Here is a 16,364-nt window from a genome sequence, read left to right as displayed (position 1 = left end):
GAGCGGTGGGGCCGGGTGAAGCGGCGCGAGGCGCGGACGGCGGGGTGACGCCGCGAAGGGGGAGCCGAGATGCGGAGCAGCCCGCCGTCCCGGGGAGCGCGCCCGGTCCTTCACCCGGTCCCACCGCCGCCGTCAGTCCGCCGCGCGCGGCCCGGGCACCAGGTCCTGGAAGCGCCCGACCACCGGGGTCAGGTCGGTCTGGGCCAGCTCCTCGGGCCTGATGACGATCCGGAGTTCGGGGGTCAGCGCGGGGTGGTGGCGGCAGGCGTCGATGAACGAGTCCACGATCAGGTCGACCAGCTGCCCCCGGTCCAGATCGGTGACCCGGGCCAGCCCGGAGCCGATCAGCGGCACGGCGACCGGCTTGAACATGCCGTGCACCGCCACCGACGCCCACAGACTCTCCAGGCTCAGCCGCAGGTCGGTGTGGTTGGAGCGGGCCACCAGGTCGTTGCCGAGCCGCGAATAGGCGGTGGCGAACACCCGGCGGCCGTCGACCGGCACCACCACGGTCGTGCCCACCGGATACCGTATACGCCGGCCCAGCGGCTTGGCCCGCACCCGCTCGGTGCCCACCGGCTTCACCGTGCGCAGCCCGGCCCGCAGCCGGTCGTCCAGCAGGCGCCGCCGCCCGGCGAACAGCCGCTCGACCAGCTGGCTCTGCACGCTCTCCCGGCTGATCACGAGGTCCTCGGCGGTCTCCGTGTCGAAGGTGTCGGAGAACCCGATCACCAGGTTGGAGTCCGCCTGCTCGAACAAGTCCCCCCGCACCAGCACCACATCGGCCCGCTGGCCGGGCAACGGCACCCGGTAGCGCAGCAGTTCGTCACCGTGCCGGGCGCGCAGCTCCGCCCGCAGCGCGTCCAGGACCCGCGCGGCCTCGGGGTCGTCGGGACGCTCATGGACGATCAGTTCGGCGACCGGCAGCGCGAGTTCGGGCCGCCCCAGGTCGGCCTGCACCCGGACGAGTTCACGGCGCGCGGTGTCCTGGAGGACGGTCAGACGGCGGATGAAGGGCACCGCGAACCCCTCGCCGTCGACCTCGGCCAGGGGCCGGCCCCGCACCAGGGACAACGCCTCGGCGAGCCGGTGCGCGGCGGTGGCCGGCGGCGCGAGCAGGGCGCCGCTGACGATCGCGGTGAACCGCGCGCTGTCCAGTTCCTCGGCGCGCAGTGCCAGCCGGTAGGCGGTCTCCGGGCCGTGCACGGTGACCTGCTGTTCGGTGCGCAGGACATGCGTTCCCACGCCGTCCTGGCCGGGGGCCAGCGCCCGGCGCAGTTCCAGGACCCGTTTCTGGACCTCGTTGCGGTTGCGCTGGTCCAGGTGGCGTGGCTCGTCCGCGAGTCCCCACACGTCGCGGCGCAGCTGCCGTACCGGCACCGCCTCGCCCTCGGCCGCGACCAGGCGGACCAGCAGCCGTACGGTCAGCGGCGTCAACCGCACTGGTACACCGTCGACTTCGAGCTGGACCGGGCCGAGTACCTTCACCTGGATACGCGCTCTCGCACCGGCCATCCGCGTCGCCCCCCGGCGGTTCTGCGTCACTCTGCGTCAGCCTCAGTGACCGTCAGGTTACCATGATGCTCTGGGGAAACCATGCGTTCGGGTGATTTCGGCCAACTGGTTCGGCTGCCGAGGGGTTCGCGCCGTGCCCAGCAGGTCTTCGTGCGCGACACGATGGTGGCGTTCGGCGGACTGTCCGCCGTCCTCCAGGTCGTGGGACCGTTCGTGCCGCACAGCGGGTCCGGTGCGGCCGTCGGGCTGTCGGTGGGGGCGTGCCTGGCCTGGGGGCTGCTGCGGGCCCGGCCGCAGCGCCGGGTGCGGCAGGTGTTCCGGCGGCCCGACATCACGGTGGTCGTCGAGACGGGCGACGTGTTCGACCAGCCGGCCCACCTCGTCGTCGGGTTCTGCGACACCTTCGACACGCTGTCGGCCGGCGGCCGGGTCATCAACGGCGACAGCGTGCAGGCGCAGCTGCTGGACCGCCTGTACGACGGCGACGCGCACCGCCTCGACGCGGAGCTGGACGCGGCGCTCGCCCCGGCGGAGCCCGTCGCCCGGGAAGCGCGCGCGGACAAGCCGCTCGGCAAGCTCGACCGCTACCCGGTCGGCACGGTGGCGGTGCTGGGCAGCCGGCCGCGGCTGGTGTTCGGCGTGGCCTACAGCCGCATCGGCAACGACTACGTCGCCTCCTCCGGCGTGGAGGACCTGTGGCAAGGGCTCGGCGGACTGTGGGCCGCGCTGCGCACCCACGCCCAGCTGGAGACGGTCGCCATGCCACTGGTCGGCTCCGGCCTGGCCCGGCTGGGCCACCTCGACCGCGACAGCCTGCTCCACCTGATCCTCATGTCCTTCGTGGCCTCGTCCCGCGAGTCCGCGATCTGCCGCGAACTCCGCGTCGTCATCAGGCCGGAGGAGACGGAGAACATCAACATGCGCGAACTGGCGGCCTTCCTCTCGACCCTGGCAACGGAACCGCCGAACCGGTAGGAGGCCGGCCGCGAGGCCGGCTGCGAGGCCGGCCCGAGCGCCCGGCCATCCTTCCCCGGCCATCCTTCCCGGCCTTCCCGTCCTCGCCCCCCCGCGGGCCCCTTGCGCCGCCGGCTTCCCCCCTTCCGTCAGGCCAGGCGGTGGTAGGCCGCCAGGTTGGTGAAGGGGGAGGTGTCGCGCCAGTCGGGGCGGGTGTCGTCGAGGTCGCACTCGGCGCCCTTGAGCCGTTCGACGATCTTCGCGACGGCGGCCTCGGTGCCGTCGAAGCGGATCACGTTGCGCCCCGCGAGATCCGCCGCGGGCCGCACCTGGCCGACCTCCACGATGATCGTCCGCTCCGGGAAGGCCATCAGCGCCATGCCGAGCTCGATCAGCACGTTCTGACGGGGCTGGCCCGTCAGCCGGGTCTCGTAGGGCTGCTCCCGCTCGCCCAGCAGCTGCGGGTGCAGCTTGGCGACGTCGTCCGGGGTGAGCAGCACCAGCGCCGCCTGCGCCTGCGACGGCGCCTTCGCGACGACCTCACCGAGGAACGGCGCGGTCCCGCCCGTGGCCCGCACCAGCCGCTCCCACTCCAGCGGGCGCAGATCGAGCCGCCGCAGCAGCCCGAACATCGCCGTACGGACCTGCTCGTCACGGCCGTGCACCACGAAGACGCTGCGGCTGCGGCCGTAGTCCGCGCGGGCCTGCGCGGCGCGCGCGGCCTCCCGCTCCGCGGACCGGTCGTCCTGCTGCGGGGTGTTGTACACGTTGTACCCGAACCCGCTGTTCTGGCCGCCGGACACGATCTGGTTGTTGTCGCCGGCATTGGTCTGGCTCATGGTCACGCTCCCGCCTTCCCCGATGAACCGCCGCTCTGCGGCTGGTAGTTGTATCCGAAGTTGCTGTTCTGGCCGCCGAAGATGTTCTGGCTGTTGTCGCCCAGCAGGATGTTGGTCTGCGCGCGGTCGTGCTCGGCGAGGTCCACGTCGTGCTCGTCGAGGAACGCGCGGATGTTCTGGAGCAGCCGGCGCTCCACGATCTGCATGTACTTCACCGCGTCCGACTGCTGGAAGAAGTGGTGGTACGTGTCGCTGGTCGCCAGTTCCCGGACGCTCGCCAGCGCACCGCAGTTGAGCCAGCGGTTGACGTAACGGCCCAGCCGCAGCTCGCTGGTGTCCGTCACCCGGTTCGCCAGCAGCATCGCGATCGCGTTCCGCCTGGCCTTCCTGACCCGCCAGGGCCGGGTCCACCGGACCACCCACGTCGGCAGCAACCGCTCCGGGATCACCAGCAGCGGCAGCAGCCACAGCATCGCCCACCAGCGCACCACGCCCACGCACATGTCCCACGCCACCCGCACCGCCAGCCGCCCGTCGACGGCGGCGGGCAGCTGGTCCACGAGGTGGAAGTCCTCCACGAGCGGCCCGAGCACGTACGTGTAGAACTCGGTGTGCAGCGTGTTGCCCTTGAGGTCGAACCCGACGAAGATCGAGGTCACCAGCTCCTCGTTCCACGACCCGACGCGCACGCACAGGTATTCGCGGGCCGCGTCGTAGTCCTCCCGCCAGTGCACGCCGGGCAGGTCGTCCACGCTGGGCAGCCGGGACCAGCCGGCGCCGGTGGTGCGGTCGTTGGTGCGGATCGCGGTCGTGTAGCGGCGCTGTTCGACGGTCAGCCCGTCGATCCGCTCCTCGGGGCCGACCTCGTCGCGCAGGTCGGCCGCCAGCCGGGTGGCGACCTCACTGGTGATCTCGTGCACGGTGAACGGCACGACCTGTCTGCGCTCGACGGTGTCGAGGTCGGGCGGTTCGCCGTCCGCGCTCTTGCGCGCCATGATCCGGGTCTTCGGGGCGCCGAGCAGCAACTGCGCGTTGGACCAGTCGCGCAACGGCAGGCCCGCGCCGACGAACGGGCGGTAGCCGCCGTAGAAGACCAGTCCGCTGCGGCCGGCCTGCTCGTGGTCGATCTTGCGGGCGAGTTCGGCGGTCAGCCTGGCGTGCGACGGGCAGGCGCCGTCGAAGCCGCCGTCCTTGCCGCTCTCCCGCACCCGGGTCATCAGGACGTGCAGGGTGACGATCCGGCGCAGGTACGACGCCGCCCACGGCACCCAGAACAGCAGGACGACGCCGACGGACGGGTTGAGCACCCCGTTGCTCAGCAGCAGGATGTCCACGACCGTCGAGCCCGCCGCGACCGCCCACTGGATGCGGCGCAGCCGGCGCGCGGCGAGGGCGTGGGCGAGCACGGACACGGCGTCGTAGCCGTAGGAGGGCGCGACGACCCGGAAACGACGGTGGAGCAGTTCCCGGATGACGGCGCGCCGGTAGCCGGGGTGGAGGTAGGTGCCCGCGGACAGCAGCCGGGTGGCCCTGGTGCGCGCGTAGACGCGGTGCTCCGGCGGTTCCTGAGGTGCGGGGCCGGAGGATTGGGGATCGAGTACCTGTGTGGCCATGGTGGTTCAGCGCTCCGCTCGTGCGGGTGGGTGTCAGCCGGTCCGGGTGGCCGTGCCGCTGGTGATCACGCCGTCCTGGACGGTGTAGGTGGCGTCGTACGTGCGCGTCGTACCGTCCGTCTGGAGGGCGTCGAGGGTCAGCCGCACCTCGGCGCCGGTCACGGAGACGATGCCGATGGTGTCCTGCCGCGTGGTGGCGAAGCCGGAGACGAAGCTGTCGTAGTCGGAGTCGAGGTTCTTGCCGCCGAGGGCCCAGGCGGTCTCGTAGTCCCGCGCGTCGATCGCCGCGAAGTAGGCGGTGACGACCTCACGCGGCCCACCGCCCGTGCCCGTGCCCGTGCCCGTGCTCGTGCCCGTGCTCGCGCTCTCGGTCGCGCTCGGGATGGCGGAGAACAGGTCCGTCGAGTCGGTGTACCCCCCGGTGGCGGTCGCCCCGGCCGTGTCGGTGCCGTAGTACGGCGACGTGGCGGTCGCCGTCGCGGTCGGATAGTCCGGCTCCTCGGTCGTCGTCCCGCCGCCGTCCGAGCCCGAGACCCCCGAGCCGAAGTAGCCGGCCGACCCCGAGGACCCCGACGATCCGGAGCCCCCGCCCGAGCCGCCGACCAGGCTCAGGATCAGGGCGAGCAGCAGGGGCGCGGCGATGACCACGAACCCCCAGGTACGGGCGGGGCCGCCGGGCGGTATCAGCCCCGGAGGGCCGTAGGTGGGCGGCGCGCGATGGGTGGACAGCGGGTCGGGACGCTCGGCGGGCGGCGTCAGCCCTGGATCGGTCATGGAGTTCTCCAGCGGTCACGGCAGTGCACCGCGCCCGCCCTCACGGCGGCCCGCCCGGTACGGGAACGTCACGGGCCGGAGGTGAACAGCGGGACACGGAAGCGCGATTGACGCCTCCGATGCGACCAGCGCGCCCGCTTCCGCGACCAGAACCGACCTGCTTCCGATCCGCTTCCGGCCCGGTCGCCGCACGGCTTCGGCACCGACGCCTCAGCGGAGACCGAACCCCGGACGGTCACTACGGCTCACATGGCTCACGCCGCTCCCGCGGCTCCCGTGTTCTCCTGCGGTGCGGGGCGCTCGAAGTACTGGGAGAGGCCGCCGGCCGCGAAGCACAGCGCCCCGAGGAGGGTTCCCCAGTCGGCGACGGCGGTGTTCAGCTCGCTGCCGGTCACCGGGCGGGTGAACGCGGCCACGGCGGAGACCAGGAAGAGCCACGAGCCGAACTGGTTGACCGCGACGATCCACCAGCCGAGGCTCCGCGCCCGCAGACAGGGCCACGGCCATGGCCAGCCGTGGCAGATCTCGCCGAAGGCGAGGTGCCCGGAGAGCAGGAAGAGGGCGCAGCCGATCAGGTCCGGGGCCCAGATCAGCCGGTTGATCTGCTGGACGGTGAGCCCGTGCAGGAAGGAGTCGAGGAGATTGACGCCGAAGACGAGTGTTCCGGCGAACAGGGTGAAGGCGCTCAGCCAGTCGATGCGCTGGGGCTCGTAGCGCCACCATCGCCACGCGCGGGTCAGCAGGGCGCCGTGGTCGGCCCGCCGCGGCGCGTTGACCACCTGCAGCAGCGACGCGTAGCCGCCGGTGGTGAAGAACAGCCCCCCGACGAAGTAGACCGAGGCCGTCGTCGTGGCGCTGCCGGAACCGAACCGGGAGAGGCCGGCCCCGAGGGCGAACAGCAGGCCGCCGACGCAGAAGGAGACCGCCGCGACGGTGTTCAGCCTGCGCAGCCGTACGACGGACACGTGGTCCGCGGTGCGCGGGCGTCCCTCGGCCGTCCCCACGGGGCGCACCGTGAGCGTTCCGCGCTTGCGTGCGGCCCGCGACTCCCAGACCGCCGTACCGCCGCCGGGCAGCTCCCACCTGAGCCGCGTCGTGAACGGGCCCGCGCCCTCCGCGCGCCGGCCGTCCCGAGGCGTCATCCGTACCGTGGTGCGGCGGGGGCGCCCACGGGATGGGCGCCCATGGGATGGGCGGCTGCGGCACGGGCTCCCGCGGCACGGGCGGCCACGGGATGCACGGCTGCGGCACGGGCGGCCACGGCATGCACGGCCGCGGGGGGCGGTGGCGCGGACCCGCCGACCGCGAAGACGAACCCGTCCATGTCGATCATGCCTCCGTCCCGGCCCTCCGTGATCGGCGGCGCGGCGCGGCGGTCGGGCACTGCGTCCATGGTGCCGGGTGCGGGCGCACCCCGCGCGCCGTGGCCGGCTCGAGATGCGGTCACGCGCACCCGCTGGATACGCTCGCTGGGTGGTCGGGGGACGACGGTCCAGGGCCGGGCGCCGTAGCAGCCGCCCCGCCCCCGCCCGACCGGTTCGACGACTTCCCCACTCAGACCTCTGACCTCTGCAGTTTCACGCCTCCACGGGAGGAAGGTTGCGATGAGGTTCACCCGCATGCGTACAGCGAAGGCCGCCGCGGCGGCCGTGCTCGCGGTCCCGCTCGCGCTCGGCGGCCTGGCGTCGCAGAGCCAGGCGCAGGACGCCTCCCCGAGTCCTTCGGGGACGTTCGGTCCCGACTGTTCGGGGCTCGCCCAGAAGATCGGCACGGCCAGGGACAAGGTCACGGAGGCCGCGGCCGCGTATCCGCAGCTCAGCCATCTGGTGTCCGCCCTGGTCAGGGCGAACCTGAACGGCGACCTCGACGGGAAGCCGGACATCACCGTCTTCGCCCCCAACGACCAGGCCTTCCAGAAGGTGACCGTGGATCAGCTCGCCTCGCTGCTGGGCAACCAGGGGGAGCTGAAGAAGACGCTGACCTACCACGTCGTGGACCAGCGGATCACCCCGGACCAACTCTCCAACGGCTCCTTCAAGACCGTGGAGGGCAGCAAACTGACCACGTCGGGCTCGGGCACCGACTTCAAGGTCAACGGCACGGCGAACATCGTCTGCGGCAACATCAAGGCAGCGAACGCCACGATCTACGTCATCGACGCAGTCCTCCACCCCCCGTCCTGACCCCCCAGGCCCAGGAGCCAGGCAAACACCCAAGCTCCACCCCTCCAGAGCCGGGAGCGAGCCCCCCACGCTCCCGGCCCTGCCCTGCCCCTCACCCACCTCCCCTTCACCCCGCGCCCCTTGCGTTTTCTTCCCTCCGGTCCTCCCCGCCCCCTCGCGATCCCTCGCCCTGGCCCCCGTTCCTGGCCCCGTTCCTGACCTCCGGCCCTTCACCCCGGCCCCGGACTCGGCCCGCGACATCGACCCTCGGCCCCCTCGCCCCCCTTCACGCCTGTCCCTCCGCCCCTCCCTGCCCCTTTCGCACCCCGCCCCCTTCGCGTACGCGTCCCCTTGCTCCCTTCGCGGCCTCTTCCCTCCCACCCCCACCCTCCGGCCCTTCGTCCCTCCCTCCGGTCCTCGTCCTCCCTCCGGTCCTTCGTCCTTCCCCTCACCCCCACCGGCTCGACTCCCTCACGGCGTTGGGGAGAATGGGGCCGGGTGGTTCGGAAGCGGCGAGGTGGGAGACGGGCATGGCGGGCGACGGCGGTCCGGTGACACTGCGGGGGATCGCGGACCGGCTCGGGCTGCACGTCTCGACGGTCTCCCGGGTCCTCAACGGCCCCTCCGGCGAGCAGGGCCGCGCCGCGTCCGGCGAGACGGCCCGGCGGATCCGCGAACTCGCCGACGAACTCGGCTACCGCCCCAACCCGCACGCCACCAGCCTGCGCACCCGGCGCAGCAACCTCGTCGGCGTGCTCTTCCCCCGCCTCTCGGAGGTCGTCGTGGCGACCATCTACGAGGGCATGGAGGAGGAGGCGACCCGGCGGGGCATCTCCACCTTCGTCACCAACACCCACGACGATCCCCCCACCCAGCGCGAGCGGATCGGCATGATCCTGGGCCGCCGGGTGGACGGCCTCGTCATCGGCGACGCGCACCTGGACGGCGCCGCGCTGACCGACCCGGTCCTCGACGGCACCCCCTTCGTACTCGTCAACCGCCGTACCGACACCGGGCACCCCGCGGTCACCTGCGACGACCCGCTGGGCGGCCGCCTGGTGGCCGAGCACTTCCTGGCCCTGGGCCACCGCCACGTGGCCGTCATCGCCGGCGAGCCCTTCGCCAGCACCGGCACCGACCGCACCACCGGCTTCACCGACCGCTACCGCGAGGCCGGCCTCCCCGTGCCCGCCCACCGCGTACGGCACTGCCGCTTCGACGCGGCCGGCGGACACGGAGCCGCCGTCGAGCTGCTGAGCGGCCCCGACCGCCCGACCGCGATCTTCGCCGTCAACGACCTCGCGGCCATCGGCACCATCGGCGCCGCCCGTGACCTGGGCCTGCGGCTGGGCCAGGACCTCGCGCTGGCCGGCTTCAACGACACCCCCCTCGCCGCCGAACTGCCCGTGCCGCTCACCAGCGTTCACTCACCGATGGCCGAACAGGGCCGTCGTGCCGTACGGCTGCTCCTGCGCCGTATCGCGGGCGAACCCGTCGCCTCGGAGGCCCTCACCCCCGACCTCGTGGTCCGGGCCTCCACCGGCATCCCCGTCGGCCCCGGCCTCCGGTGAGACCGCGGCCGTAACACCCCGCCCCCACCGCCCGGTTACTCATCGGCCAGGCCGCTCGACCCCGACCACACCTCATCCGACCACCCCGCCCAAACGGTTGGCCCAAACGATTGGCGCAAACGTTTGGGCAAGGCATACTGGCTCCTCGGCACGCGTCCGGCTACGGCCAACGGGGAGGCTCGATGAAGTGGTTGGGCAGACAGCGCGAAACGCCTCCGGTGACCGGCGAGTCCGTCGCGGCGCTACGGGAGGGCGGCGCGGCGGCCGAGCGGATCGGCCACGAGGGCGACGCGGAGCAGGCCGCCGAACGCTACGCGCAACTGGTCGACCGCGCGGACCGCCCACTGGGGCGCGAGGACCCGAACACTCTGGCGCTGCGGCACCAACTGGCTCACTGGACAGGGGAGTCGGGCCGACCCGAAGCAGCGATCCGGCTGTTCGTAGGCCTGTTGACCGACCGGGAGCGCGTCCAGGGACCACGCCACCCGGACACCGAGCTGGCCCGGCACCAACTCGCCCACTGGCACGGCAGGTCGGGGCGCCCGGAGGAGGCCGTACGCCGCTACGAGGCCATGCGCCGGTCCGCCGAACGCGAGAACCGCACCGAGACCGCCCTCACCCTGCTGTGCGAGGTGGGTTACTGGCAGCAGAAGAGCGGCGACAACGCGGCCGCGCTCCGGGCGTTCTCCCAGATGCTCCAGACCGCCCAGCGTGAACTCGGCCCCGCCCACCAGCTGGTCAGGATCGCCCGCCAGCGCTACGCCGAGGTCGCCGGCGTCCTGCCGTTCGGGAACGAGGGCGGCCAGGACGGGCTGCGGGACCTCCTCGCGACGGCCGCCGCGGTCGAGGCCGCCGGGGACTTCCCGCGCGCGGTCCGCATGTACGGCCACATAGCCGAACGGTCCGCGGAGCTCTACGGCCCGGCCGGCTCCGAGGTCCTCTCGGCCCGCGTCGCCCAGGCGAAGGCGGCGGTGGCGGCCGGGGACCACGCGACGGCCGTCGACTGCTTCGGCCAGGTCCTCGCGTGCATGGAGCTCCAGGGCCACATGCCGGGCTCGTCGCAGGCGTACGACGCGCTCCGCGAGCAGCGCGACGAGCTGGCCCGGACGGCAGGCCGCACCGTCCTGCGCGTCGCGGCACGCACCGCGACGCTGCTGGGGGAGACGGTGCAGGCGGCACCGGAGACGGCCTGCACGGTGCTGGCACGTGAGGCAGGCGCGGCCGAGGCGACCTGCCTGGCCCTGGTGAACGACGGTACGGAAGCGCCCACTCGGCGCACCTGGACAGCGGGCCGCTGGCAGCGGACCCTCCGTCCCCTGACCCGTCGGGGATACGAGCCGACCGCCCTCTGCTTCGCCCGCGCCGACCTGCGCCCCACCCCCGAAGAGGCCGCCATGTGCGCGGAGTTGGGCCTCCCGGGCGTCTACGTCTCCCGCCTCGGCGACGCGAACGTACAGATGGAGGCGTACACGTTCGAAGACGGTGTACAGGCCGCGGCGCGGATCGTGGTCGTGGCGGACGACCAGCCCGCGACGGCGGATCGGGACACGCGGAAGCGGCTCCCCACCACGGCCCAGGACGGCAGGATCGCGCTGCACGCGCAGGCCGCGGCCATCGGGACCTGGCGGGAGATGGAACGGGCCCGGCCCGGTGCCGGTGCCGCCGCCGACACGGACGGGCCCCAGGCGTTCGACGCGTACGAGGTGCTGGAGAGCGTCGGCGAGGGGGGCTTCGGGCGGGTCTACCTGTGCCAGGACGCCGACGGGCTGATGGTCGCGGTGAAGACGCTGCACGCGCACCTCGCGGCGGCGCCCCCGATCAAGCAGGGCTTCGCCCACGAGGTGCGGGCGGCCCAGCGGGTCGACGGACGGTTCACCGTGCCGGTGATCGCCGCGGACACCGAGGGGGCGACCCCGTGGATGGCGGTGCCCTACGTGGCCGCCCCCTCGCTGCAGGAACTCGCCGAGCGCTGCGGCCGCCTGGACGCCGACCTGGTGCGCACGCTGGGGGCGGGCATCGCCGTCGCGCTGGGCGCCATCCACGCCGAGGGCATCGTCCACCTCGATCTCAAGCCGGCCAACGTGCTGCTGACCGAGGACGGCCCGCGCGTGATCGACTTCGGCATCGCCCAGATCGAACGGCTCACCGAGCCACGGCGCGGCTTCGCCGGCACCTACGCCTACGCCTCGCCCGAGCAGCTGCGCGAGCAGCCCACGTTCACACCCGCGAGCGACGTCTTCTCCCTGGGCACCGTCCTCGCCCGCCTCGCCCTGGGCCGCAGCCCCTGGGGCCGGGACACGCCGTCGGTGGTCGCCGCGATCAGGGCCGGCACCCCCGATCTCACCGGGCTGCCGCGGGACCTGGCGGAGGTGGTCCGGCGGTGCCTGCGCCCCGACCCGGCCCGACGCCCGACGGCCGCCGAGGTGGCCGAGGCGCTGGTGCCGGGAGCCGCCGCCGGCAGCATCGGCCCGCCGCCCCTGCCCGACCGGGCAAGGACCCTGGTCGCCGAGCACGCCACCCGCCGCGCCGAGACACTGCCGTACACGCAGGTCCGAGCCGCCGACGAACTCACCACCAGGGTCCTCCACTGGGAGCGAGACCAGGAACGGCAGGGCAGCTCCATGGCCCGGACGCGCGACGGCTGCGCCTCCTTCCTCACCGAGGCCCGGACCGGGCTGGGCGAACACCATCCCCTGACACTGCGCCTGCGGGTCTCCCACGCGATGCTCGGCTGCGACCGGCCCGGCGGGGTCGCCCACGCCGGGCAGGTGCTGGACGAAGCCGCCGTTCACCTGGGCGAACGCCACCCCACCGTGCGGGACGCCCGCACCCTGCTGGCCGCACTGAAGTCGGCGGGCGCGGGCTGAGCCGTCCGCGCAGATCCTGTTACTCACTTTCGGGTGACGCCAGACCGCCCGGGGCCCATGACGACGTCGGCTCGACCAGGGTGGATCCCGTACGCCGCAACGGACCAAGGAGACGACAAGCCGTCAACACGGCGCATTCACCCCATACATGAACCTTACATACAAGGGTCATGGAAATATCCAGAAACAGTCACGACCTACGCGTAACCACCACAACTTCTTCGGGTGGTGGGCAAGGTGTGGGTGTGCGGCCGACCGGTCGCCGACCCGCCCGACACCCCGGGTGACCTGTGGCCCAGAGTCGCCCACCGGGGGTGCCCGGCCCGAGAAGGGGGACCTCGTGTCCGTATCCGCATCCGCCCGTCGCCTGACCGCCGTCACCGCCGTGGCCGCCGCTGCCGTGGGCGCGCTCGCGCTGCCGGCCGCGGCCGCCGGCCAGTACCCCGTCCGCCCGCACGGCGACGTGTTCATCAGCGCCGTGCACAACGACTCCCCGGGCCGCGACGACCACTCCAACCGCGCCCTGAACAAGGAGTGGGTGGACGTCTCGAACACCTCGCGCCGGGTGGTCAACCTGGACCACTGGACCCTCTCGGACGACGCCGGCCACACCTACACCTTCCGCCACGTCCGGCTGCAGGGCCGCGCCACGGTCCGCGTCCACACCGGCGAGGGCCGCGACAACGCCACGGACCTCTACCAGGACCGCCGCCACTTCGTCTGGCACAACGGCTCCCACACGGCCACCCTCCGCAACGACCACCGCCGCGTGGTCGACCAGGTCACCTGGGGCCGCCACCGCTCGGACGACCGCGACCACCGAGGCACCGACAACCGCGACCACCGCGGCACCAACGACCGCGACCACCGCGGCACGGACAACCGCGACCACCGCGGCACCAACGACAACCACCGCGACGAAAACCGCAACCAGCCGGCCCCCCGCCACTGACCACCCCGATGGGGCCGGGAGCCCACCCGGCCCCATCGCAGGTGCCGTGACCAGGGCGAGTCGCTGAAAACCCACCCGCCTCGCCGAGGCGATCGCATCCACGCAACACGCTTCCCGCGAAGCCACCCAGCACTCCCGAGCCCGCCACCTGACGACGACACGCTCCCCTTCATCCCGCTTCATCCCATTTCATCCCACGCAAACCAGAGGGCCCCTCGGAGACCACTCCAGAGGGGCTCTTCCGGCGTCCGGTGGCACCCGCTTCAGGGACGGGGCTGGTTGATCACGCCCAGGGTGTTGCGGCACGAGAGTGGCACGGTCATGCCTCCTGCCTGAGGCACACGAACTCATGAGCGGGAATGACGGGTTCCCCGGGCGTGGGATCGACGGCTCCGATCCTGACGGCCACCCGCTCGACTTCGATCGGGCTGTACGCGGCCTTCCGGCTCGTCAGCCGCCAGCGGTGCTTGGGGGGCACCTTCTTCGCGGGGAGTTCGAACGTGGCCAGTTCAACCCAACGGTCATAGTTCGTCGGGTAGCACCGGACCGGAGCATGGCAATGCCGGCATGTGCGAGGCTCGACCCATTCCACGTCATCCGGATCGAACTCGGGGTCGGGCGCAGCTGTGGCGCCCTCGCTCAACGCAAGCTCGTTGGCGACCTGGTTCCAGCACCTGTCGCAGAGTTCGGCGCACAGGGGAATGATCCGTCCGCGTTCGCGAACGTCGGGCCCGTTCGAGGAGCACAACAGGCACTCAGGCCGGCTGACACTGTGGAGGACCGCCATTTTCCGAGTGTGAGTGGCCGCTACATCACTCAAACAGGGTGCATTTCAGCCTTATTCCGCAAAGTCGCACTTCAAGCGCCTGATCGATGCACAACTGCCACTGCGACCTCAATCCACCCCCGCCCCGGCTCCCATCCGTGGAGCGCGCCACGGTCGTTCGGACCTTGAACCAGTAGGGGGAAAGCCATGACTCACTTGCTGGCATGGGCGCTGCTGCAGGGCATGGGTGACGCGTTCGGCTTCAGGGCCTAGGCAGATCTCGCATCCGCCTCGACACCGTCCTCATCCCCGGTGGCATCGTTGACGTTCAAGCCCCGGTGGTTGTGTAGGCACTCGCTGCAGGCGAGCATGCCCGAGGTTCAATCCCAGGGTGAGGAGCCGCACCCTAGCGGCCCGGCACGCGCATCACATGGACGATCCGGTCGACCGTCCAACCACCACCGACCGACCGCAATGACGTCGAACTCTCATTCCGCGCATACGCCTTCAAGTGCATACACGGGGTGCCCGGTTCCACTCGACCGCCCCTCCCAGTCGAGCCGCGCACCCTCTACCGCTCCTTCACCCACGTCACCGAGCCCGCCGGCCTCCGCACCATCCGACTGCACGACGCCCGCCACAGCACCGCCACCCTCCTCATGGCGCCCGAGGTCGCGCCCCGCGCCATGATGGGGATCCTCGGACACCAGATCAGCATCACCATGGACGCGCACACGCCGCCCAGGACGCCCAGCACGAAGCCATGAGCCACATGGACCGGCTCCTCCGGGCGATGCGCCCCAGCCGGGACTGACCGCCCGCAAAACCGGACGTCGAAGACCCCGGACCATGATCGGCCCGGGGTCTTTTGCCCGGTGCCCCCGGCAGGATTCGAACCTGCGACACCCGCTTTAGGAGTTCGATCCACGCCCGCCTCTGGGGCCGTTGGCTGCTGATCCGACGGTCGTGCGGGGGTGCTGCTGTATGCCGCCGTCCGGCCTCGTTGATGTCAGCCGTGGATGTCAGATGTCGGCCTCTGACCTCGGCTAACGATTGATCGGGATCTCATAGACGATCTCGCAGTGAGCCGCGGGCACCACGATGTCCGCCGTCTCCACGGGCCGCCCGTCGTCGCTGTAGTACGTCCGCCGGATGTGCGTCACGAGCGCGGCCTTCTGGATGCCCAGTAGCGACGCCTCCTCGGCGGTCGCCTGCCTCGGCTCCGGCTGCTCCACGGCATGGCTGACCGTGATCCCGATCGCGGCCATGCGGTTCACGACCCCGGTGCCCGCGTGGGGCCCACCTTCGGGCAGTACGACGAGGGTGCCGGCCGTGAGGTCGTACGGCTCCCAACTCGTCGACAACTGCACCGGTCTGCCGTCCGCCAGGAACTCGTAGGTCGTCCGGACGCACAACTCGCCCTCGGCGATGCCGAGTCGCGCCGCGATCTCCCTCGGCGCCGGCACCTTGGCGTCTGTCCGGCTCTCCCAATCCCCTTGCCTGCCGACGGCCTTCATGTCGGCCCGGAACGGCGATCCGCTGGGCTGCTCGCGGGCGGTTGACCGGACGACCCGGACCCGCTGCCGGGGCTCGGCGACGTAAGTGCCCGATCCGGCGCGGCCTTCCAGCACACCTTGGGAGATCAGCAACTCCTGCGCCCGGCGGACCACGTTCTCACCTACGCCGTACTCCTGGCCGATCTGGGCGCGGGACGGCAGACGGTCCCCCGGCTCCCATACGTGCTCCGCGATGCGCTGCCGAAGCTCGTCGGCGATGCGGAGATAGGGCGGCTGCTCAGGCATATGGAAAATCTAGTCCACTAGCTCTAATCTAGTTAACTAGCTTCACTCAAAGTGATCGCCGGTGACGGAGGCTGCCCTGTGCCCGCTTCGGGAGTTAGCGCGGCGGCCATCGCCGCCCGGCTGTCCGCTCTCGGGCTCCTCACGCGGGTGGAGGAACACCCCCGACACACCTCGGTGGAAGCGGAGATACCGGAATCAGTCTCTGCCGAGACATGGCGGGAGGTCCTGGACGTGGTGGCCGAGGCCGATCGGTTCGGGCTCCTTGCCACCAGCTTGAACGGCCGCACCCTTTGGGCGGTCGTACGCAAAACGGCCCCCACGACGGGCGATGTCGGGGGACCGGGCCATCAGCGATAGGAGCTGAACAGCGTGCTCAACCGTATCCGCCGCGCCGTCTCCCTCACCAGAGTGCGGAGCGTCCCGAAGGGCAGGCACCGCCGCCCCTTAACGCCCGTGTCGTTGCTCCCGTAAGAATGACCCCCAGGTGCTCCCGCAGAATTAACCCCCCTTGATGATCTGGAGGGTGCTGAAAGTGGAGGACTGGGCCGA

14 protein-coding genes and 1 pseudogene are annotated in these 16,364 nt (G+C 71.9%); 7 read left to right on the top strand and 8 right to left on the bottom strand.

Annotated elements, in window-relative coordinates; all coding sequences use genetic code 11:
• Positions 1 to 132: 132 nt before the first annotated feature.
• On the bottom strand, positions 133 to 1,443 hold the full coding sequence (locus ACZ619_RS30025) for a macro domain-containing protein (RefSeq protein ID WP_469605389.1): 1,311 nt from the start codon (positions 1,441 to 1,443) through the stop codon (positions 133 to 135).
• A gap of 153 nt (positions 1,444 to 1,596) precedes the next feature.
• Here ACZ619_RS30025 and ACZ619_RS30020 point away from each other — a divergent pair, with 153 nt between their 5' ends.
• On the top strand, positions 1,597 to 2,490 hold the full coding sequence (locus ACZ619_RS30020; protein WP_469605386.1) for a macro domain-containing protein: 894 nt from the start codon (positions 1,597 to 1,599) through the stop codon (positions 2,488 to 2,490).
• 128 nt (positions 2,491 to 2,618) lie between these two features.
• On the opposite strand, the gene ACZ619_RS30015 is transcribed toward ACZ619_RS30020, so the two are convergent.
• The 5 genes from ACZ619_RS30015 to ACZ619_RS29995 all read right to left on the bottom strand — a co-directional run bounded on the left by ACZ619_RS30015 (position 2,619) and on the right by ACZ619_RS29995 (position 7,142).
• Entirely contained in the window at positions 2,619 to 3,308 is a 690-nt protein-coding gene (locus ACZ619_RS30015; protein WP_469605384.1) for a TIR domain-containing protein, read from the bottom strand.
• Positions 3,309 to 3,310: 2 nt separating this feature from the next.
• Positions 3,311 to 4,921, bottom strand: a complete 1,611-nt coding sequence (locus ACZ619_RS30010; protein WP_469605382.1) for a hypothetical protein — start codon at positions 4,919 to 4,921, stop codon at positions 3,311 to 3,313.
• A gap of 33 nt (positions 4,922 to 4,954) precedes the next feature.
• Entirely contained in the window at positions 4,955 to 5,695 is a 741-nt protein-coding gene (locus ACZ619_RS30005; RefSeq protein WP_469605380.1) for a hypothetical protein, read from the bottom strand.
• A gap of 254 nt (positions 5,696 to 5,949) precedes the next feature.
• On the bottom strand, positions 5,950 to 6,837 hold the full coding sequence (locus ACZ619_RS30000) for a hypothetical protein (protein ID WP_469605378.1): 888 nt from the start codon (positions 6,835 to 6,837) through the stop codon (positions 5,950 to 5,952).
• Positions 6,834 to 7,142 (bottom strand): hypothetical protein, encoded by a 309-nt coding sequence (locus ACZ619_RS29995; protein ID WP_469605376.1) that lies wholly within the window; start codon positions 7,140 to 7,142, stop codon positions 6,834 to 6,836. Before ACZ619_RS29995 ends, ACZ619_RS30000 begins: the two co-directional genes overlap by 4 nt.
• Positions 7,143 to 7,314: 172 nt before the next feature.
• Between ACZ619_RS29995 and ACZ619_RS29990 the strand changes: the two genes are divergently transcribed.
• From ACZ619_RS29990 to ACZ619_RS29975, 4 genes are all read left to right on the top strand, one after another.
• Positions 7,315 to 7,878: a fasciclin domain-containing protein gene (locus ACZ619_RS29990; protein WP_469605374.1), complete on the top strand. Its 564-nt coding sequence runs from the start codon at positions 7,315 to 7,317 to the stop codon at positions 7,876 to 7,878.
• A 509-nt stretch (positions 7,879 to 8,387) separates the two neighbouring features.
• Positions 8,388 to 9,428 (top strand): LacI family DNA-binding transcriptional regulator, encoded by a 1,041-nt coding sequence (locus tag ACZ619_RS29985; RefSeq protein WP_469605372.1) that lies wholly within the window; start codon positions 8,388 to 8,390, stop codon positions 9,426 to 9,428.
• Positions 9,429 to 9,646: 218 nt separating this feature from the next.
• Positions 9,647 to 12,295, top strand: coding sequence for a serine/threonine-protein kinase (locus ACZ619_RS29980; protein ID WP_469605369.1), 2,649 nt, complete (start codon positions 9,647 to 9,649; stop codon positions 12,293 to 12,295).
• A 340-nt stretch (positions 12,296 to 12,635) separates the two neighbouring features.
• Positions 12,636 to 13,247, top strand: a complete 612-nt coding sequence (locus ACZ619_RS29975) for a lamin tail domain-containing protein (RefSeq protein WP_469605367.1) — start codon at positions 12,636 to 12,638, stop codon at positions 13,245 to 13,247.
• A gap of 319 nt (positions 13,248 to 13,566) precedes the next feature.
• Here ACZ619_RS29975 and ACZ619_RS29970 read toward each other — a convergent pair whose 3' ends face one another.
• On the bottom strand, positions 13,567 to 14,034 hold the full coding sequence (locus ACZ619_RS29970; protein WP_469605365.1) for a DUF6083 domain-containing protein: 468 nt from the start codon (positions 14,032 to 14,034) through the stop codon (positions 13,567 to 13,569).
• Positions 14,035 to 14,558: 524 nt separating this feature from the next.
• Between ACZ619_RS29970 and ACZ619_RS29965 the strand changes: the two are divergent.
• Positions 14,559 to 14,827, top strand: a pseudogene (locus tag ACZ619_RS29965) (site-specific integrase); the annotation flags it as partial.
• Positions 14,828 to 15,059: 232 nt separating this feature from the next.
• On the opposite strand, the gene ACZ619_RS29960 reads toward ACZ619_RS29965, so the two are convergent.
• Positions 15,060 to 15,815, bottom strand: a complete 756-nt coding sequence (locus ACZ619_RS29960) for a GntR family transcriptional regulator (protein ID WP_469605362.1) — start codon at positions 15,813 to 15,815, stop codon at positions 15,060 to 15,062.
• A 78-nt stretch (positions 15,816 to 15,893) separates the two neighbouring features.
• Here ACZ619_RS29960 and ACZ619_RS29955 point away from each other — a divergent pair, with 78 nt between their 5' ends.
• On the top strand, positions 15,894 to 16,172 hold the full coding sequence (locus ACZ619_RS29955) for a hypothetical protein (protein WP_469605741.1): 279 nt from the start codon (positions 15,894 to 15,896) through the stop codon (positions 16,170 to 16,172).
• The last annotated feature ends 192 nt before the right edge of the window (positions 16,173 to 16,364 follow it).

The organism is Streptomyces sp. NPDC104367 (genome assembly GCF_055583825.1).
This window is presented reverse-complemented; position numbering and strand designations above follow the sequence as displayed.